This window comes from Streptococcus sp. HMSC067A03 (assembly GCF_001814295.1).
Lineage (GTDB): Bacteria > Bacillota > Bacilli > Lactobacillales > Streptococcaceae > Streptococcus > Streptococcus constellatus.
In genome coordinates, this window is record NZ_KV815642.1 from 1 (window position 1) to 20249 (window position 20249).

Annotated in this window: 18 protein-coding genes, 4 pseudogenes and 1 other annotated feature; of the genes and pseudogenes, 5 read left to right on the forward strand and 17 right to left on the reverse strand. The window is 36.9% G+C overall.

Annotation, left to right across the window (positions count from 1 at the left end; all coding sequences use genetic code 11):
- The 3 genes from HMPREF2963_RS00665 to HMPREF2963_RS00675 form a co-directional block, all read right to left on the reverse strand.
- The coding region (locus tag HMPREF2963_RS00665) for a GbpC/Spa domain-containing protein (protein ID WP_148132043.1) at positions 1–1992 on the reverse strand (1992 nt) is incomplete at its 3' end.
- Between the two features lie 22 nt (positions 1993–2014).
- Positions 2015–2449, reverse strand: coding sequence for a hypothetical protein (locus HMPREF2963_RS00670; protein WP_070668013.1), 435 nt, complete (start codon positions 2447–2449; stop codon positions 2015–2017).
- Between the two features lie 17 nt (positions 2450–2466).
- The gene (locus HMPREF2963_RS00675) at positions 2467–3024 is read right to left on the reverse strand and encodes a DivIVA domain-containing protein (RefSeq protein ID WP_070668015.1); all 558 of its coding nucleotides are present in this window, start codon (positions 3022–3024) and stop codon (positions 2467–2469) included.
- Positions 3025–3245: 221 nt separating this feature from the next.
- Here HMPREF2963_RS00675 and HMPREF2963_RS00680 point away from each other — a divergent pair, with 221 nt between their 5' ends.
- The gene (locus HMPREF2963_RS00680) at positions 3246–3509 is read left to right on the forward strand and encodes a metal-sensing transcriptional repressor (RefSeq protein WP_003036716.1); all 264 of its coding nucleotides are present in this window, start codon (positions 3246–3248) and stop codon (positions 3507–3509) included.
- A 522-nt stretch (positions 3510–4031) separates the two neighbouring features.
- On the opposite strand, the gene HMPREF2963_RS09335 is transcribed toward HMPREF2963_RS00680, so the two are convergent.
- The 11 genes and pseudogenes from HMPREF2963_RS09335 to HMPREF2963_RS00730 form a co-directional block, all read right to left on the reverse strand.
- On the reverse strand, positions 4032–4175 hold the full coding sequence (locus tag HMPREF2963_RS09335) for a hypothetical protein (RefSeq protein WP_186821949.1): 144 nt from the start codon (positions 4173–4175) through the stop codon (positions 4032–4034).
- A gap of 163 nt (positions 4176–4338) precedes the next feature.
- Positions 4339–5301, reverse strand: a complete 963-nt coding sequence (locus HMPREF2963_RS08920) for an AP2/ERF family transcription factor (protein ID WP_083312513.1) — start codon at positions 5299–5301, stop codon at positions 4339–4341.
- Positions 5302–5346: 45 nt separating this feature from the next.
- The gene (locus HMPREF2963_RS00690; protein WP_070668017.1) at positions 5347–5562 is read right to left on the reverse strand and encodes a hypothetical protein; all 216 of its coding nucleotides are present in this window, start codon (positions 5560–5562) and stop codon (positions 5347–5349) included.
- Positions 5563–5951: 389 nt separating this feature from the next.
- Positions 5952–7304 (reverse strand): annotated as a pseudogene (gene dcm, locus HMPREF2963_RS00695) (DNA (cytosine-5-)-methyltransferase).
- 86 nt (positions 7305–7390) lie between these two features.
- Positions 7391–8209 carry a replication initiator protein A gene (locus HMPREF2963_RS00700; RefSeq protein WP_070668019.1) on the reverse strand — a complete coding sequence of 273 codons (819 nt, stop codon included), beginning with the start codon at positions 8207–8209 and terminating at the stop codon, positions 7391–7393.
- Between the two features lie 379 nt (positions 8210–8588).
- Positions 8589–8957: a 50S ribosomal protein L7/L12 gene (rplL, locus tag HMPREF2963_RS00705; protein WP_003024225.1), complete on the reverse strand. Its 369-nt coding sequence runs from the start codon at positions 8955–8957 to the stop codon at positions 8589–8591.
- A gap of 71 nt (positions 8958–9028) precedes the next feature.
- The gene (rplJ, locus tag HMPREF2963_RS00710) at positions 9029–9529 is read right to left on the reverse strand and encodes a 50S ribosomal protein L10 (protein WP_003029380.1); all 501 of its coding nucleotides are present in this window, start codon (positions 9527–9529) and stop codon (positions 9029–9031) included.
- 36 nt (positions 9530–9565) lie between these two features.
- Positions 9566–9700 (reverse strand) — a sequence feature (ribosomal protein L10 leader region).
- 156 nt (positions 9701–9856) lie between these two features.
- Positions 9857–10699: an AraC family transcriptional regulator gene (locus HMPREF2963_RS00715; protein ID WP_003029379.1), complete on the reverse strand. Its 843-nt coding sequence runs from the start codon at positions 10697–10699 to the stop codon at positions 9857–9859.
- A gap of 87 nt (positions 10700–10786) precedes the next feature.
- Positions 10787–11713: pseudogene (locus HMPREF2963_RS00720) on the reverse strand (DNA repair protein RadC).
- A 1060-nt stretch (positions 11714–12773) separates the two neighbouring features.
- Positions 12774–12959, reverse strand: a pseudogene (locus tag HMPREF2963_RS08925) (dihydrodipicolinate synthase family protein); the annotation flags it as partial.
- A 58-nt stretch (positions 12960–13017) separates the two neighbouring features.
- Positions 13018–14094: an aspartate-semialdehyde dehydrogenase gene (locus tag HMPREF2963_RS00730; protein WP_003069462.1), complete on the reverse strand. Its 1077-nt coding sequence runs from the start codon at positions 14092–14094 to the stop codon at positions 13018–13020.
- Positions 14095–14433: 339 nt separating this feature from the next.
- Here HMPREF2963_RS00730 and HMPREF2963_RS00735 point away from each other — a divergent pair, with 339 nt between their 5' ends.
- Positions 14434–15126: a YoaK family protein gene (locus HMPREF2963_RS00735; RefSeq protein ID WP_003069464.1), complete on the forward strand. Its 693-nt coding sequence runs from the start codon at positions 14434–14436 to the stop codon at positions 15124–15126.
- Positions 15127–15209: 83 nt separating this feature from the next.
- On the opposite strand, the gene HMPREF2963_RS00740 is transcribed toward HMPREF2963_RS00735, so the two are convergent.
- The 3 genes and pseudogenes from HMPREF2963_RS00740 to HMPREF2963_RS00750 form a co-directional block, all read right to left on the reverse strand.
- A complete protein-coding gene (locus HMPREF2963_RS00740; RefSeq protein ID WP_037591172.1) occupies positions 15210–15863 on the reverse strand; it encodes a DNA alkylation repair protein in 654 nt (217 codons plus the stop codon).
- Positions 15864–15867: 4 nt separating this feature from the next.
- A pseudogene (locus tag HMPREF2963_RS00745) lies at positions 15868–16412 on the reverse strand (N-acetyltransferase family protein).
- A 98-nt stretch (positions 16413–16510) separates the two neighbouring features.
- Positions 16511–18181, reverse strand: coding sequence for a formate--tetrahydrofolate ligase (locus tag HMPREF2963_RS00750; RefSeq protein WP_070668023.1), 1671 nt, complete (start codon positions 18179–18181; stop codon positions 16511–16513).
- A gap of 137 nt (positions 18182–18318) precedes the next feature.
- Here HMPREF2963_RS00750 and HMPREF2963_RS00755 point away from each other — a divergent pair, with 137 nt between their 5' ends.
- From HMPREF2963_RS00755 to HMPREF2963_RS00765, 3 genes are read left to right on the forward strand one after another with little or no spacing between them, the layout of a single operon-like run.
- Positions 18319–19011, forward strand: a complete 693-nt coding sequence (locus HMPREF2963_RS00755) for a phosphopantothenate--cysteine ligase (RefSeq protein WP_070668025.1) — start codon at positions 18319–18321, stop codon at positions 19009–19011.
- The gene (coaC, locus tag HMPREF2963_RS00760; protein ID WP_070668027.1) at positions 19008–19559 is read left to right on the forward strand and encodes a phosphopantothenoylcysteine decarboxylase; all 552 of its coding nucleotides are present in this window, start codon (positions 19008–19010) and stop codon (positions 19557–19559) included. Before HMPREF2963_RS00755 ends, coaC begins: the two co-directional genes overlap by 4 nt.
- On the forward strand, positions 19543–20106 hold the full coding sequence (locus HMPREF2963_RS00765; protein WP_003069475.1) for an ECF transporter S component: 564 nt from the start codon (positions 19543–19545) through the stop codon (positions 20104–20106). Before coaC ends, HMPREF2963_RS00765 begins: the two co-directional genes overlap by 17 nt.
- Positions 20107–20249: the final 143 nt, after the last annotated feature.

Consider the following 20249-nt stretch of genomic DNA (forward strand, 5'->3'; position numbering starts at 1 on the left):
TCCAGATGTCGTAAGCTGACTTACCTGCGTCACCTTTATCACCTTTGTCTCCCTAACAGGGACATCCGTTGTTGTTTTATCTGGATATGTCACACGGACAGTCGCGGTTTGAATACCAGGAGTGGTTACGTCTGGCACCTTACCCACAAAACTATAGGTCGTACCACTCGGCAAGGCTTCTTTATTACCAATCCCATCTTCAGGCTTAGCTGCTGTATTGACTTCAGTCACAATCACGTCAGAATGAGGAACGTACTTTTTATTTTGCTTGCGCGTATCTGTATATGTTTTGTAGACGGGTGGAGTTGGTGCTTTAGGCAGAGGGGAAAGTGATGGTTTTGAAGGAGGATTAAGGTTATTCTCAACTACTCCTGTAGCTTTGATATCTGAATTGAAACTTGCCCAAATAGCTTCTGAGCTTGAACCAAAACTTGCAGAAACACTATCTCCATCACCTGCTACACCAACTGTCGCTGCATAATATTCCTTACCCGAACCAGGATAGTCATATTCTCCTGCCTCATACTTAGAGCCTGAACGCTTCCTAGAATTATTATTTTCAGAAAAATATCTGTTATTATATTTTTTTATAGTTGAACCAGTAATCGACACTATTTCCCCAGAAAAATCTTGAGCATATTCGAAGCCTTCTTTGTTCGAAAAGTATTGTTCAATTTCTTGTTTGTCTTTTTCAAAGATTGACGGATCAATTGGTGACGAAGAATTATTATTCAAACTAGATAAAGAAAATAATGCAGGTTTCTGTTTAGAAAATGTTACAGGACTGCCATCTTCGTAATAAAATTTAGCAGTTAACTTTATCTTATCCATCACATTATTTAACGTCGAATAAAAACCCTTTGTAGGATCGTGATAAGCAGTCACGTCAACTGTACGGTCAGATTTATCCGATGAGACATAGGTTAATGTATAAACAACTTTTGTAATCTTTTTACCAGCATAGGAACTATTTTTTAAATTCGTGTAAGTTGCTGTTACTGACTCCCCCGATTTTAACGTATGAGTATTTCCTATCTCATTCCTCAAGTAGGTATTCCCCTTAATATCCTTCCGAACATTTGTCCCTCCTGTACTCTCCAACTTAGCCTCGGTTTCATTTTTGAACTGTAAATACTGTTCCTTAACTTCGCTAAGATAGCCTTCTTTATTTTTGTTTTCTTCCGCCTTTCTCAGTTCCTCTTTTTTACGTTGTTCATATGGCCAGTTTTGAGCTAGATATTCACTATAAGCCTTGTTATATGCTTCCTGCTTCGCCATATTATCAGACATCGTTTTTGAAAATTCTGCATAATAGCGTGCTATGTCCTGATCGTATTTTTCACGTAGCTTTTGATTCTCTTTGTCTATTTCTTCTTTTGAGGGATCTGGAACCTCCCTTTTGCTTCGTACTTTTGGATCAGCAGAAGTGAATACAGAGCGATTCTGATAATCGGTCATTTGGTTGCTGGACTTTACAGAGATCTCTGTGTCTTTTAATTCTTTATTAGAAACTTCTTTTTCAACTACAGCAGATTGTGGTGCTTTACTTTCTGAAGTGTTTACGGATGCTGGTACAGGATTTTCTTTTACTTCTGTTTGAGGAGTATTTGTTGCAGAAGCAGGTGCTGCTTGTTTATCTTGTTCGGCAGTTTTATTTTCAGTTGCTACCGTCGAAGCTGCCTGCGATTCAGCATTAGCTGTTGTTCCTCCTCCATTAGAAGGAGTACTTTCACTAACCGTTTCCCTTACGGGTTGAGCAACAGTAGTTGGTGAGGGAGTCTCAGACGCAGGTGCAGCTATGGGGGTTGCTGAAGCTGCTTCAGAGTGTAAAACGATGTCATCATCCACTTTTGGCTGTGGCTTTGTATCGACTACTTGATCCTTCATTTCATCTGCATGCACAGGTGAAATATTGCTTACTACAGCTGCACCGGCAAAACCTGCTGTTGCAGCGACTGTAATTTTTGTTAATTTTTCTAGATGTTTTTCCATTATTTAAAATAAACCTTTCCTACTATAAGATAACTGTCACGCCAAATTGATGTTCTATTTTTTGAGAGGCTTGGCGAATGACCTCTCCAGCAGAAGTTAATATTCTAAACAACTGCTCTAAATCATCTTTCACAATCCCGATGTGACGCAAAAAAACTTTTCCATCATTATCTATACAAAAATAATAGCTTCCTGCTTGTTCAACATTCAGCTCATTTATTAAAGTTACCCACTCAGAATATTCCTCAAGATTCCTACAATAAGCAATATTTGTAAAAACAATTTGGTAAATCGCTTCCTTATCCTCTTTATCTAACTGAATAGCAAAATCCACCATGTGAAATTCAGTTATTTGTAACTTCCCTTGATAGATCCACGAATGATCTGTTTCCTGTTTCTTTAAAACGAAGTTTTTCCCAGATAAGAACTGTTGAAATTTCTCATTTATTCGATCCATGTTTCCTCCTTTTATCATCAATCAAAATTATAAATCGGAATATTCTCTTTCTCTATGTTGTTGTATTCTTTCGAAAAGGAAATAATCTTTCTATTTTTTTGAATTGTTTCTTGACTTTCTTCTATTTTGTCAGATACTTCCTCTTCCTGCTCTGATAACAAGCGAACATCAATTGACATCACCGCATTTAAATAATCATTTAACAACTTCTCAACAGAATGCTTCATACTTTGCTCTTGTACCAAGATTTGTTGCTTTAGATCCGAAAGCAAACGAATATCTTTCTCAGCAACCTCTAAGCGTTGCTGAACATCATCTTCCACACCTCTCATCAATTTATTAGCCTCTTCTTTTGCGTCAAGAATAATCTTATCCGCACTTTTCCGAGCCTCTACCAAAATCTGCGTGATTTCCTCCTCTCTAGATTGGTAAACTTTTACTTGTTCTTTTAAGGACTCGCTGATATCCATATAATAATTTAACTTTTTCTGAATTCCTTCTTTCTCCTCTAAAAGAGAGACAATATAATCATCCGTTTTTGATTTAGAATACCCAAATAATAACTGTTTTTTCATTGACACTGATTCTCTATTCTCCTTTCTTATGTCTCTATAAACGCACGGACTGCTCAAAAACAATATTTTAATTTTCTATATTTCACCTCTTTCATACCCCATAGTGGTATATAGTATATATAATATACCATAGTAAGTGTTTTATAGCAAGCCCCATATTTGACTATTGGAAAATTTTAATATAGAATAATTAAAAACATACGCTGGAGACTACATAAAATATGGAACGAGAGAAACTTATTATGCGTTTGAAACGCTCTGAAGGACAACTTAGAGGAATACAAAAGATGCTAGAAGAAGAACGTGAGTGTATGGATATTATTGTTCAGCTAACAGCAGTACGTTCAAGTATTAACCGCGTCATGGAATTAATCATATCGGAACATTTTTATGATTGTTTAGCTAATCCCCTGGATGATCCACAAAAGCAAAAGAAAAGAATAGAAAAAACTGTTCAATATCTTGTAAGAGAACATGATAAATAAAAAGGCCGGAAGAAAAGTCAGGTCTTAAATATGAAAAGTGAACAAATTAGTCTTCCGTTCATAAGGATTCCAAATTTGTTCACTTTTCTGTTTTATATGTTTGATTATAACGTTAATTAGAAAAAATTTCTAAAAGGAAAATCTTTTTATCTCGGAATCTACATCAGAACTATAAGTCCTAAAAGTCAAGTATGAGATAAAAGTTCCAATTCATATAAAAAAGAGAGCTTCTGATGTACCGCACCCCAAAAGTTGGACAGAAAAAATCTAACTTTTGGGGTGCAGTTCACTGAATAGGAGGCTATCTTTTTTAGTAATTCACCTTTTTTACCCAATTCTTGAAAATCTTGTCCATGCAACAGTTGTACTAAACTAATATACTAATGGTCGGGGTTTCAAGATTAAGGCGATGTCCTATTTTCACCGATTTATTGTAAATAATAACAATACCTATTAAGGCTTACACTTTATCAATACTATAATCTAAAGTAGAGGCTCCTAAATCTTTTCTAGCAATTAACTTTATTGAATTAATGTTCCTGAATTTTTATCGGTTCTTATTCCAGTACACATTCCTGAACCTGCATTGCTTCCTGTTTTAGTATGCATTTTCGAACCCGCATTCGTACCTGTTTCAATATATCTTCCAGATCCATCTATATTCACTTCTTTTTTGTTTCCTCTTACATATATTCTAATATACTGGTATTAAATATAATTTATAACTAATATTATTAATTCAAAATAATAATTTATTTCGTATCACAGAAATATAGTCATCATCATTTCGAACTGTCATAATAGTAATTTTTGTACATTAGATTACTCCTTACTCAACTACATTTGAAGAGACATAAAATCGCCCCTCTATCTGTTTTACATAAAATTGAAATGGATGTTCAGCAGCATATTGAGGATCAATAATAGCTTTTTCTTGCCATTTTTCATATTCCTGTATAAAACCACCATGCAACAATTTTTCAGCCTCCAATCTAGCCGCCACAGCCTGTTCAAATGTATCAAATGAACCTACATTGTAACTTTTTCGTTGCAAACCGATTCTAACTTGATATTTCCCGTTGTTCTTTTGGAACACTCCACGAAAACCACTCGTGTTGTCTTTTCGTGTTTTTCTAAATTTCAACCACTCAATACAAGTCTGATCCACAAAAGTTAGTTGGTCTCTTATATTCTCAGTGATTTCTCGCTTTTTACACCCACAGCTAGTACAATGACCATGAACTAACGAGTCTTCTGAATACTCTTTTTTATTCCCACAATCACATAAGCAATTCCAAATAACAGAACCTTTATAATCTCTTTTAAAAGTGTCGTTTATAACCTTTAATCTACCAAAACGTCTTCCCGATAAATCTGTTTTACGACCGATTCTCTTTTTAGGAAATTTAGAACAAGTTGTCTTCCAGCCGTGATGCAAATCTTTTGTTGTCCTAAGGTGTATTTCTCCACATTTTTGACAAGTACATTCCCAAACTACTAAACCATTCTTCCGATTATCTGTTTTTCTTGTAACAAGCAAATCTCCAAAACTTTTTCCTGTTACATTCTTGCACTTGTGCCTGTTTTCGTATTCTAAACACCCACAACTTTTTGTTCTTCCAGAAACAAGATTATAGTAGCGAATATCTTTTTTATTTCCACAACTACATGAACAACGACACCAAGATGTTCTTTCTTTGCAATATACATCTTCTACAGTCAGTTTCCCATAAACTTTTCCAATTACCTCTTTTTTCTGACAAATTGATTTTCTTGTCATATTTTCATACATCACTCCCCGATCACATTTTCCTTCAAAATGTATGTTAAATAAATCCTAAGAGTCAAACCTTTCGTAATTTTTATCATAACAGTTTATAAGAGCAAGAGCTGTCTCAAATGTAATATTTCTTATTTTAGATCGCCCTTTCGAAAGTGCAACTATTGAAGCTTCATTAACTCTTTCTGCTCTACTGATACGATAAGCTGTTATCTTTTTATCAATTACCCATTGAACAACCGACTCTACTTTTTCCAATGCAGTTTTATTCATTAGTTCTCCTTTATAACTTAAAAATTACATCTTAGCACAACAGTGAACTGCTATATCTAGTGCAAATCAACCACTTAAATTTCGATACCTTAACGGGGTATATGTATAATATATAATGGATTTTCTTTTTTGTCAATCATCTACTTCAATTTTTTTATATTTAAATGTCATTTTAGAATTTTCAAAGTATTGAATCAAGATTTTCTCAAATTGTAATAAAAACAAAAAGCCAAATTCGATTTCTTGAAAATGGCTTTGTATCAATATATTTAATAAATACAGATGATTATTTAAATAGTTTCATACTAAATACTAGCATATCCATCAACTGATTCATTTCTGCTTGGTGGATCTTTTCATCTCGTTCGGAGCATTCTAAAATACTTTTTTTATGTAAGAGTTTCATGTTCTTCTTCCTCAATCTTTCTAAATCTTTTAGCAATAGTCGCAATCACATTGACCGTTACGCTATTGCCTGCTTGTTTGTATAATTGGCTTTTGCTTGATACAGCTTCTGCTCGCTCATAAGCCCAATCAGGAAATCCTTGAAGTCTGAAACATTCTCTGGGAGTTAAACGCCGAATTCTTAAGTGATAGAGTTTCCCATCTAGGACGATTCCTGTCACCTCGTACCATTTGTCCTTACGGTATTCAAGAGCGGCTACAACTACTCCCATATTGCCTGAAGTAGTGAGCGTATTTGAAATCCCTTGACCTACTCTCCCTCTATGGTTATTGGATTTGGGATAAGCCAAATTCACAGAATCTCCAAGGGTCGCTTCAGCAAATCCAGTCTTTGTGGCTTCTTTAATCTTGAGATGCGGTAATGCCTCCCGCAGTAAAATCTTTGGAACCTTATCACCGCCCTGCATAGTGGTTAGTGTGGGAGAAATTCCTGAAATGTCATAAACACGACCAGTCTGAACAAAAGCTGTTGGGAGATTGCCTGCCACCACAACACCATGCCTATCTTGAGCTGTTAGTGTAAACATGGGGTCTTGATTGTCTTTAAAGCGACGACCGTTTTGACGTTTTTCCAAACGGTCAGGCGTTAAAACAGGGACAGCAATCTTAGCCCCTTCTCCCTTGCCTCGGGTTAAGGTAGGCGCAAGGTCACTTGTAAAATAGACCTGCCCACTCATCCCACGTTTTAAGGGATTGATATTTCCTAATCTTTCAAGATAAGCTGGGCTGCTTTCTCTTCGGAGAGGAAATAGGAATCGGGAACGGAATCTTCGAGAATGTCCGATAAGAAAGATCCGTTCTCGGTTTTGCGGCACTTGGAAATCTTTACTGTTAAGCACCAGCCATTCGACATCATACCCCAGCTCATCCAGCGTGGAGAGGATTGTTCGAAATGTCTCTCCCTTGTCGTGACTGAGTAAGCCCTTGACGTTTTCCAAAAATAGAAAACGTGGTTGGATCTGTTGGGTCGCTCAAGCAAGTTCAAAGAAGAGAGTACCTCGAGTATCCTCAAATCCCAATCGTCTGCCTGCGAGTGAAAATACCTGACAAGGGAATCCCCCACAGATGATGTCCACTTGTCCTCTAAATTGTCTAAAGTCTTGGTCTGTGATTTGTCTAATGTCATGAAATTCTACCTCTCCTTCTGTCTCAAATATGGCTTTGTAAGATTTCCGAGCAAACTTATCAATCTCACAAAAACCAAGACACTCATGTCCCTGACTCTCTAGTCCTAATCGAAAGCCACCAATTCCAGCAAATAAATCTAAAAACTTCATTCGTCCTCGCTTTCTAAAATTAAAAGAGACCTTACTTTCTTTGTAAAGTCCCGTCTTGCATCCATTTCATTTTCTTGCTTCTTGCCTTAACTGCTTTTTCCCATTTCTTGTTTGCGAAGTTCTTTATTCCATTCTGCGAGTATGCCATTAAAGACATACTCTGCCACCATTTTTGATGTTTGAGCAAATCGCATATGGTCTAAGGCATAGCGATACCTCTCTTCAAAATGTCTCATGGCAAAATCAGCACTTGTTTGGGATAATTTCTCCTTCCTAAGCTGACTGTGGACCAAGTTCCAAATGTAATCCTTATCATAAAGTATCGCTTTGTCCACTTTGCGATGTAAAACTTCTTTCTCTTGTTCTTCTTGCCTCTCTTTCTCCTCCTCGTCCTCAGCGATTAAATCACTCTTTTCAGTTTCACTAATATGAGTCTCACTCTCTTCAGTCTCACTAGGGGCTGAATTTAAGACTGGCCCCGGATGATTTTGAGACTCCCCTGGTGTTTTTTGAACACCACCCCCGGCTGAATTTAACACTAGGGTCATGTCATGTTCCAATTCCCCTAAATAAATCTTATTGGCCAGGCGACCTTTTTCACTGGAAGACTGTTGAACTTCATCAATGAGACCATATTCTCTCAATGTCTTCTTTATAGACAAGAGCTTGGACTTAGAACAACCAAGCAAAGCCATCAATTTAGAGTTAGAATAAATCAAATAGATAGCCCCATCCTCATCAATCCAGCCCTTACTCAGAGACAATTCCAATCGGTCTTTTAAGACAGCGTAGGCCACCTTAACTTCCAACTTCATATCCTTATAGCGCTCACTCTCAAATAAGAGTTTAGGGAGCTTATAATAACGCTCGGACGTTTGGTATTGATTTGCGGTAATGCGTTTCATAATTATCCCTCCAACATTAAAACACCTAAATTTCCTGATTGTTCAAATTAGATCAGACCTGCCTGTTCCATTTCAGCAACTAGCTGATTTGCTTCATCAACATTAATTCCCATAACAAGTATGAGATGACACATCACAATTTATCGTGATGATTGTTCTTTCTTTTGCATCGTTTCCTCCTGAAAATAAAAAAAGCGAGAACTATTTTTATGGTTCTCGCTTGAGATAAATCATTCTTCAAAAAACAAAAATCCTGCCAAAGATTTTTTTGGCAGGATTTTTGGCAGGAAACCGAATCAATTTATCAGTTTCTTCAAATCGCTATGAGCTCTAAAAGACTGGTAAATCGGGATTCCGCTCTCAAATTGCTATGTGCTTCTTATTTAAGAGTAACTGAAGCTCCAGCTTCTTCCAATTTCGTTTTGATTTCTTCAGCTTCTGCAGTTGCAACACCTTCTTTAACAACAGTTGGTGCTCCATCAACAAGTTCTTTAGCTTCTTTAAGACCAAGACCTGTGATTTCACGAACAGCTTTGATAACGCCAACTTTCTTGTCGCCTGCTGCAGTCAATTCCACGTCAAATGAATCTTTTGCAGCAGCAGCTTCACCAGCGCCAGCAGCAGCTACAGCTACAGGAGCAGCTGCAGTTACACCAAATTCTTCTTCGATAGCTTTTACAAGATCGTTCAATTCAAGGATTGAAGCTTCTTTAATTTCAGCAATAATATTTTCAATGTTCAATGCCATTGTTATTTCCTCCAAATATATTTTCGTTATTTTATTATTAGTTTGTAGCATAGGCTACGCGCAACTTAACATTAAGCCGCTTCTTCTTTGTTGTCTGCAACAGCTTTGACTGCGAGAGCAACGTTGCGAACTGGCGCTTGAAGTACAGATAGTAGCATAGATAGAAGTCCTTCGCGGTTTGGAAGAGTTGCAAGAGCAACAATTTCTTCTTTAGATGCAACAGCACCTTCAATAGCTCCACCTTTAATTTCAAGTGCATCAGCTTCTTTAGTAAAATCATTGATGATTTTTGCTGGTGCTACAACATCTTCATTTGAAAATGCAACAGCAGATGGTCCAACAAAAGCATCAGCAAGGCCTTCAAGTCCAGCTTTTTCAGCTGCACGACGTAAAATTGAGTTTTTGATAACTTTATACTCAACTTCGCTTCCACGAAGATTACGACGAAGAACTGTGTCTTGTTCAACTGTAAGACCACGAGCATCAACAACAACGATACTTGCAGCTGCTTTCATTTTTTCAGCAACTACATCAACTAGTTCCGCTTTTTTTGCAATACTTGCTTCACTCATTTAGTGTTTCACCTCCGTAATTATTTTGCTTGGGGATTTTCCAAAAGAAAAACGCGCCCAAACCTAGACACGAAAGTACAATACGTTTCTTTTACATGATCCGTTTTGTCCTCGGTAGGATTTTTATGAGTCAAGCTCCCCTACTGTCTTAGGCAGTTTTTTCAAACCATTAATGATTGTAACATAAGAAAAAAAAGATTGCAAGAGTTTTTAATAATTTTTATAACTAGAACGAAAATCTATTCTTTTTAGTTAGCAGATTTATTAAATTATTGGAAAAATAAAAAAAGCAGACCATAAAGATCTGCTCTAACTATCTTATGTTTATTATGCTTTTACAATTGGAATCCAAAGTTCCATTTTGTAGTCTTTACTATCCATATCCCCTTCATAATAATATTCAAAGTCAGGTTTTCCTGAATGGACATAACCATGTTCTGGGAAAAATACTTCCATTGCATATTTCCAACCATTATGAATACATTCCGGAACACTTCCTGTTAACTCTACAATGGCATATTCTGCTTCTTCAACTTTCAAAACATCTAAACCCATACTTTTTGCTTTATCTACATCTGTAACTATGTACCCTGCTATGTAATTAATAGTACTTGGTTGTTCTACATTGTAACAAACACCGACACTTTGACCTTCTCCCAATCTTGCTAATTCATCATGACGATATTCTCCATATAGTTTATTCCAAACACTCGGACATAATGATGAATTGATATTTTGTTCATTCCTACCTGCAACTGTAAATGAATTTTTCTTTTGAATTGTGATGTTCATACTTCTTCCTCCTCTTACACTTAGTGCTAGCTGCACTCGTGAAACTATTTTGAATGGTTTTCCATTTCTTACCTCTGAAGGTGTAAATCCATGAAATTTTTTGAATGCAGTCCCAAATGAATCAGATGATTCATATCCATACTTCATCGCTATATCAATAACTTTAATATTGGTATCTCTCAGTAAAACAGCCGCTTCTGTCAACCTTCGACTTCTAATATACTCTGACAATGTTGTATCTGTTAATATAGAAAAGAGTCTGCTAAACATAGGATAAGAATAAGTGGATAAATGGGTAATTTTATCTTCATCTATTTCGCTATCCAGCACACTTTCAATGTAGTTAATTGTTTCATTAAAAAATTGAATTATCTGCATATTTTACCTCTATTCATTTTTTTATCCTATGTAAAGATACCAAAATCTCTAACTTCTTTACCTTTAGTACAATAATCTTTCAGAGTTTTATCCCTTGATACATTGAAGGCACAAATCCCTAAACTGTCCATCCAATTGGGCAATCTCCATCAGGGTATCTGCTAAAAAATTATAGGCTTCCTGCCTGCTGTCCAGATAGGCTTGGCTAAAAAGCATAGCAATTTTTTCCTTCAAGTCTGCTCTGACAGGATCATAATCTTTCAAAAATTGACTCAAGTAAAGACTTCTAACTGCTGCCAAACGAAATGAAAAAAATTGATGAAGTTGTTTTTGTTCCGCATTTAAGCCGTTTGCTCGAATAGTTTTAGCATAGTCCTCAATTATACCAACCTCACCATTTTCATATCGTTGTTTCATGATAACAGAGACACTGTGATAAATCTCCTGACTTGTTGGAAGCTTATTTCTTTACAAATTTCCCCACATGGAATAAGCTCCTCTTTTATAGTCAATCGCTTCTGCTTTCCACGCTTTACAAAAATCACGAAAATCCATTTTCACACAAGGATAGCCTGCCGGATCATGGAAATAAATCCAATCCTCATCCATGTCATAAACTGAAACAAAATGATCCACACCTTGTAGATGGTTATAATTGAGATTATAAGTCAGATATCCCATATCCAAAGGACCTACAATAACAGAGCCATGGTCTAGATATGTCTTGAGTTTTTCTTTTAGTTCTATCACATTGACTGGCTCTGAAGAATCACAGAAAAACTCCTCATAGTCAAATCCAAGAATTTGTAAACAATGACTAATGGACTCATCTGGCATGCCATTATCAAAGAAAACCAAAGGATGTCTGTCATCTTTTTTCACAAGGGTAGATCCATTACCCATGACCATGATCGCTTCTAGATAGTCCGAGCGAAAATCATAGCCCGCAGCCTGTAAGGCCATAGCCGTCGAATGAGAATAACAAATCGGAATATCACCAAAGTATAAATTCATCTTCCTACCTCCTTGCCTATAGTATAAACGATAGGAAAATTTATCCCCCATCAAATTTGTACGGAATTTATAGGTTTGCGTGGAAGAAAGAAATTTCACATGTTTTATTGTAAATCAAAAAAGCTATTAAAAAATGAAACTATTGTCTAAAAACATCAAAGGCTAAGCTTTTACTGCACTAATTGACAATTTTTTCTAACTATTAACAATGGTAACATAAGAAAAAATTACAAGACTTTTTGATCATTTTTTATAATTGGAGTGAAAAGCTATCCTTTTTGATTCGTAGATTTATTAAATTGTCGGAAAAAGAGAAAATGGTAAGAACTAATACGAAAAGACGATAGAATGTTTCATTCTACCGTCTAATGTGTTTTTATTCCTTGTTCAGTTCGACACTGGTTTTTTAATCTTCCCAAAATCAACGGTAATCTATTAAAGTCTTTTCTTTTAGAATGACAAGTATGCTAAAAGCTATGATTTCCGCTAGTACAGTAGCAGGCACATCGTATACGTCAAATACTACACTAGTATTAATCAATGGTAATAACTCATTAATAAAAGACCTCAGTACAACCACTATACATATATACATAAGTGTCTTTTTAGAAAATTCAATAGTTGAGACTTTATTTGCACTGAATGTTGGACTAAAAGGTTGTTTTAGCATAGCTGTTGCAATCCATGCTCCTTCACATAACATATAGGAACAACTGAATTAATTGAATAATATTTTCTTAAAAATATTGTGAGTAGCCAAATTAACAATCCTAAAATCGCTATAATTTCAATGGAACTGATTCTTAATTTTCTTTTCTTCATATGTTCCAACTTCTCATCAACTTTCAATTTATCCATTTTTATTGTACTAAATATCCCACCCTTATCTTGTCATAACAAAAAATATGACAATCTTGTAATATCAGTGTTTCCATTCAGCCTAGCCTTGTCTTTTCAAACATTTCTTCTTGCAGATTTAAATGCTAAAGTCCTCCGTAATAAAAAATTCACTAGTTCATCGTAAATGTTCCCAACATTTTACAAGCCTAAAATGCTTCCTTCAATCTTCAAAAAATGAAAGAATAACGGCTTTTTCTTGCTCTGTACAAGCAACCAGTGGGAGGCGGAGTGAGCCGACTGCAAAGCCCTGATAATTTAGCACAGTTTTAAGTGACGCTAGGTTTGTTACGGAAAAGAGAGCTTCTATTTTGGGTAATAACTGACGTTGAATCTGAGCAGCCTTTTTAGTTTGTCCTCATCCAACTAGCTTGCAAAATACAATGATATAAATGCTATCTCATACTTCATTTCATCTTAAAAACAACTTCTGCTGTCGGACGCACTAAGCCACGCTCATGCAGGGTTTCAGCAATTTGAACAGAGTTCCAAGCAGCACCTTTAAGCAGGTTGTCTGAAACCACCCACATATGGATACCTTTTTCAGTATCCAGATCTTTGCGAATCCGTCCAACGAATGTCTCGCGTTTTCCGACAGCATTGACAGCCTGAGGGTAAATTTGACGGCTAACATCGTCCTCTAATACTGCTCCTGGGAAGTCTGCGATAGCTGCCTTGACTTCTGCGATAGGCGCTACTTCTTTTGTCTCGATATAGACAGACTCTGAGTGCGCTGAAAGAACTGGAATACGTACACAAGTTGCAGAAACTGCAATTGTTGGATCTTCCATGATTTTTTTGGTTTCATTGGTCATCTTCATCTCTTCGTAGGTGTAGTCATTGTCCGTAAAGACATCAATTTGAGGAAGAGCGTTAAAGGCAATCGGATAGTGCTTTTTGTCAGCACCTGCCGGAAGAATTTCTGCTTTCAAATCTTTTGGCATTATACCATCGTTTAAAACTTCACGTAGTTCCCGTTGCGTTTCTAGAATAGCTCCCATACCAGCTCCAGACACAGCCTGATAGGTAGATACGATAATGCGCTCCACCCCCCATTTCTGGCGAACTGGCTCAAGCGCAATCATCATTTGGATTGTTGAACAATTTGGACAAGCAATAATTCCCTTATGATTATTAAGTGCATGCGCATTCACTTCTGGAACTACTAATGGAACATCAGGATTTTGCCGAAAATAAGAGGTGTTATCTACTACAACTGCACCTGCTCTTACTGCATAAGGAGCGTATTTAGCAGAGATTGAACCACCTGCTGAAAAGAGAGCAATATCAACACCAGAAAAAGCTTCCTCGGTTGTTTCTTCAATCACCACTTCTTGATCTTTAAAGGATAGTTTCTTCCCCGCTGAACGTACTGAAGCCAAATAGCGTACTTTTTCAATTGGAAGACTTGATTCTTCCAACATTTTAATCATTTGAGCTCCAACGGCACCTGTAGCTCCCACCACAGCAACTGTGTATCCCATCACATACCTCTCTGAATTTTCAAAAAATTTGTGTATTGCTTGTATTATACTACTTTTCTAAAGAATTGAAAAGACTTACAAAAAATCCCTACTAAAAAAGTAGGGATTAAGGGCACTTATGTGTGATGAGCAGGTTCACACAACTCATCAAGGTCCGCTCCTGCGTATATGACCTCCCATGCTCAATATGTGGCTTGCGCCACCTATCGACTCATCGCATGAACCAATCTTACTATACTTATCAAATTATGTCAAGAAAAACTATTACATTCTCAACTCCTTCCACGTTTGAAATTAACATTTTAAAAGAGTAAAATAATTTTAGAAGGATAAAAAGTTATGGATACAACAAAACAGCCTGTCCTTATGCCTCAGGACACGAGAATAATGGCTCTCTTACTTGGTGCTGTAGGTGGCTGCCTTGATGTTTTCTCGCATATGCAATTTAGTACGCTAATCGCAACCCAAACAGGGAATATTCTTTTAATTGTAGCCGACTGGGATGGTCCAACCGTAAAGACGGCTTATCGCATTCTTTCACTTGTCTTCTTTACTTTTGGTTTTATCCTTGGTATTCTACTTAAAGAACAGGCTCAAAGTTCACATTGGCGTACTTGGGGAATCTTACCGTTAACTCTCATCACTTTCCTCTTTCCGTTCTTTCACTCTCATTATTTTATCTGGGTGATATTATTTGCAACCTCTACAGGAATGGTCATGTTAACTTATACAGGCTCAAAAGTCGAGTCTCACCCCTACATGATTATGATGACCTCAGGAAATTATCGGAAAATGGTCACTGCTTGGTACGAGTATATTCGTTTTAAAGAGCGTAGACATATTATTCAAAGACAGGCTGTTAATTACTCTATGATTGTTGCCAGTTTTATCGGAGGAGCTATTTTCACTGGAGTTCTCACACGCTTCATTCATCAATATGCTATCTGGACAGTCACTGCTATTTTAACCATTATTATCGTCCATTATACTAGATATAATCGTATCCATCATTTAGAACAAAAGAATATTTAACATTACGCAACGCTCTAAACATAATTTAGGGCGTTTTACTATTATCAAAAGCATTCATCAATAAATCGAAACTTTATATACCTTTACAAGTACTTACTTCCTTCCCTGATACTGAGAGATGTCAGACCTTCTTTATGCGTTTGGATAAAATCCCGCACCCAATCAGGGTTAGTCTTTGAATAATCACGTAGCGCCCAGCCAATGGCCTTATTGATGAAAAACTCGGTCTGATTAAGATTATTAATCAGGATTTGCTCCAGCAGCAGAACATCCGTTTGCTCTTTTTGAAGTAATTGGTGTTCGATAGCCAATCGGCGCAACCAAATGTCCTCATCCGTACTCCAATCCAATACTATTTTCTTTGTCTCAGGATAATGTAAACAAATATAACCTACCGAACGGCTCAAAAAGTCAATCGTGTCCCACCAAGGCTTTATTTGTGCCAATTTCTTTACCTTTGTTAAATCGTTTGAGGCTAAAGATGTTTGTTTTAGTTGTAAATAATCCAGCACCACATATTGCATTTCACGATAGGGATTTTCCCAAGCCTGATTGATAAATTTCCAATCTATCGTAGACTTGTGACTTTTCTTAAAAAATATTTTAGAAATTTGCCGCCTAATAGGTGTCTTTACTCCTAAAAATTCAAACTGATTTTTCATATACACCTTCATGTGAATCGCATCATCACTGTTAGCTACTTCTTTTAAATCTTGAAAAATATCTTCTGCTTTCATATCACTATTCATTTTCAAGCCCCATATCTTTAAATAATTTAATCGGTTCTGCTGGTTTACCCAAACTCTTCTGCAACCACGTTGTTATCGTGCCATTGACCAAATTTGTAACCAATTTTGGGAAAATGATCCACTTGCTGGTAACCACGTTTTTTATGTAAAGAAATACTGGCATCATTCAGCAGGGCAATACAAGCTAGAAAATGGACAATGCCTTGCTGTTCAATAAGCAGTTCCAATTCATCATAGAGAGAGCTACCTCCCCTACGATCACGAACGACTCTCACTAGCTACATAAACTGACAATTCAGCTGCCCAATTGTAGGCCTCTAGATTATCATAAGTCGAAACATATGCATAACCGAAAATTTCCCCATTTTCCTCTGCCACTAGATAAGGATATTTTTTCAAAGTCTTTTCAATATGATCGGTAAATTCTTCGGCGCTGGGAATCTGGCATTCAAATGTAATAGCAGTATTTTCTACATAAGGAGCGTAGAGCGCTACAAGGGATGCAACATCAGATTTATGAGCTAATCTAATGTTCAGCCTAACGAATCTTTCCTTCCAACCTTTTTATTTAAGCCTATACAACTATACATAGTTTACCAAATTCAAAAATAAAAGGCTCTTGCGAACCTTGTTATTTAAAACAGTCCAATCGCTGTACCATCTGCTGCTACGTCCATGTTGAGTGCTGCAGGTCGTTTTGGCAATCCGGGCATCGTCATAACATCACCAGTTAGGGCGACAATAAAACCTGCACCCAATTTTGGAACTACTTCGCGGATAGTGATTTCAAAGTTTTCTGGCGCTCCCAGAAGATTTGGATTATCTGAAAAACTGTACTGGGTCTTGGCCATACAAATTGGCAGCTTATCCCAGCCGTTCTTGACAATTTGAGAAATTTGAGCTTTTGCTTTCTTTTCAAAATTAACTTTTGTTCCGCGATAAATTTCTTTAACAATTGTTTCGATTTTTTCTTCAACTGTCAGATTATTATCATAGAGTCGAGTGTATTTGGCGGGTTTCGTTTCAATCGTTTTGACCACAACTTCCGCAAGAGCCAATCCACCGTCAGCACCATCTGCCCAGACACTAGCTAATTCCACAGGTACATCAATTTGAGCACAAAGTACTTTCAGCTCAGCAATTTCAGCTTCTGTATCAGAAACAAACTCATTGATTGCTACAACAGCTGGAATGCCAAATTTACGGATATTTTCCACATGACGTTTGAGGTTGGCAAATCCAGCCCGCACTGCTTCTACATTTTCTTCGGTCAAGGCATCCTTGGCTACACCTCCGTTCATCTTAAGGGCACGGAGTGTTGCTACGATAACGACAGCATCCGGTGAAGTTGGTAAGTTTGGTGTCTTGATATCTAGGAATTTCTCAGCCCCTAGATCCGCGCCAAAACCAGCTTCAGTCACTGTGTAGTCCGCCAAATGCAGAGCTGTTGTTGTCGCCAGAACAGAATTACAGCCATGGGCGATATTGGCAAACGGTCCGCCGTGAACAAATGCAGGAGTTCCATAAATAGTCTGTACTAGATTCGGCTTTATAGCATCTTTCAAAATAAGAGCAAGAGCTCCCTCTACTTCCAAATCTCGAACATAAACCGGCGTCCGATCATGACGATAACCAATAACGATACTAGCTAAACGTTCTTTCAAGTCTTCAATACTTGTCGATAAGCAGAGAATAGCCATTATTTCAGATGCAACCGTAATATCAAAACCATCTTCCCGTGGAATTCCATTAACTGGGCTCCCCAGACCGACAGTAACGTGCCGCAAAGCACGGTCGTTCAAATCTACCACGCGCTTCCAAATGATACGCCGTTGGTCAATTCCTAAATCATTTCCTTGATGAAGATGATTGTCAATCAGAGCAGAAAGAGCATTGTTAGCGGTAGTAATCGCATGCATATCTCCTGTAAAATGCAGGTTGATGTCCTCCATTGGTAGAACCTGTGCATAACCCCCTCCAGCAGCTCCGCCTTTAATTCCCATAACTGGCCCAAGAGACGGTTCTCGAATCGCAATCATGGTTTTCTTTCCGATTTTGTTAAGAGCATCTGCTAAACCAATGGTAATTGTCGATTTCCCTTCTCCGGCAGATGTCGGATTAATCGCTGTTACCAAAATCAACTTACCAACTGGACTCTTTTGCAATTTCTGAATCTTATCAAAAGACAATTTAGCTTTGTGTTTGCCATAAAGTTCTAAATCATCATAATCAATTCCAACTTTTTCCACCACATCAGCAATGGGCTGCAAGTCAACACTCTGAGCAATTTCTATATCCGTTTTCATTAGGAATCCTCCAGTTTTTATAAGATTATTATACCAAAAAATAAAGAAAACAAATTCTTTTAAAGCTAAACTTCTCAAAAACGTTCGGAAAAGTCTTTTTTATTTACGAATTAACTTTTTTTGTGTAAAATTTAATTATGAAACTATTGATTACTTCTGGCGGAACGAGCGAGAAAATTGATCAAGTTCGTTCTATTACAAATCACTCGACAGGAAAACTCGGTGCACTTATTGCGGAAAGTTTTTTGGCACGAGGCGATAAGGTCACCTTAGTCACTACACAGAGTGCTATCAAACCCGCTTCTCATCCGAACTTAACCATTCAAATTATTAAAAATGTACAAGATTTGCTGGAAACAATGCAGCCTTTGGTCAAAACTCATGATGTTTTAATTCATTCAATGGCCGTTTCTGACTATACTCCTATTTATATGGCAGGATTTGACCAAATCACTGCTTCGCAGGATTTAACAGAGTTTTTGAACAAAACAAACGTCCAAGGGAAGATTTCATCACAAGATGATTATCAAGTTCTCTTCCTCAAACAAACGCCGAAAATTATCAGCCAAGTAAAAAAATGGAATCCCAATATCCGTCTAATCGGTTTTAAACTCTTGGTTGAAGTTTCTAAGGAAAAATTATTGGCAGTTGCTCGTGCCAGCCTTGTAAAAAATCAAGCTGAAATAATTGTGGCAAATGACTTGGATCATATTTCCAATCATCAACATCATGCTTACTTAGTTAAACAAGATTCTGTAATAGAAGCAACCACTAAAGAAGAAATTGCTCAACTATTGCTTACACATATTCATGCAAAGGACAATCTATGAAACATATCACATTAGCTGTCACGGGAAGTATTGCCGCCTATAAAGCTGCTGACTTGACTAGTCAATTGACTAAAGAAGACTTTGCAGTTACGGTACTGATGACACAAGCTGCAACTGAATTTATTACACCTTTGACTTTGCAAGTTTTGTCAAAAAATCTAGTTCACTCAGATGTCATGAAAGAGCCTGCGCCAAACAAGGTCAATCACATTGAAATCGCTAAGCAAACAGATCTCTTCTTAGTGGCACCCGCTTCTGCCAATACCATCGCTAAATTAGCCAGTGGCTTTGCAGACAATATGATAACAAGCACTGCTCTCGCTTTGCCTATAACAGTCAAAAAAGTGCTATCTCCTGCTATGAATAAAAAAATGTATGAAAATCCAATCACACAAGAAAATCTATCTAAACTAGAAAAATACGGCTGGCAAATTATTCAGCCTAAAGAAACTGTCCTAGCTTGTGGTGACCACGGAATCGGCGCCCTTGCTTCTGTAGAAACGATTATAAAAAAAGTAAAGGAAATGATTTATGAAAAAACAATCTAATATTGCTCAAATTGCTATCTTTTTTGCTATTATGCTCGTCATTCATCTATTGAGTTCGGTGATATTCAACCTATTTCCCGTCCCGATTAAACCAACGATTGTTCATATTCCTGTTATTATTGCTAGTATCCTTTATGGACCAAAAGTTGGTGCACTTTTAGGTGCTTTAATGGGAATTATTAGTCTAGTTACAAATACAATTGTCCTCTTGCCAACAAGTCATCTATTTAGTCCATTTGTTCCTAATGGGAATATTTATTCGCTTATCATTGCTCTCGTTCCGCGAATTTTAATCGGAGTCACACCTTATTTTGTTTATAAATATTTTAAAAATAAGACTGGACTTATATTAGCAGGAACAGTTGGTTCATTGACAAATACCATATTTGTTTTAGGAGGGATTTTCCTACTATTCTCCAAAGTGTATAACGGAAACATTCAGTTGCTGCTTGCCTCTGTCATTTCAACCAATTCTATTGCTGAAATGATTATTTCTGCGGTTTTGACGGTTACCATTATCCCAGCACTTGAAAAAGTTAGAAAATAGTCACGTGAAAACGTGATTTTTTTATGAAAAAATGCTATAATGAAAACGGTTAAATAATGCAGAAAGCTGAAAAATTGAGAAAAATGGATGTGCTCCTTCCTTTATTAAATAGGCAACGACATTTCCTGTTTTCACTGATTTTT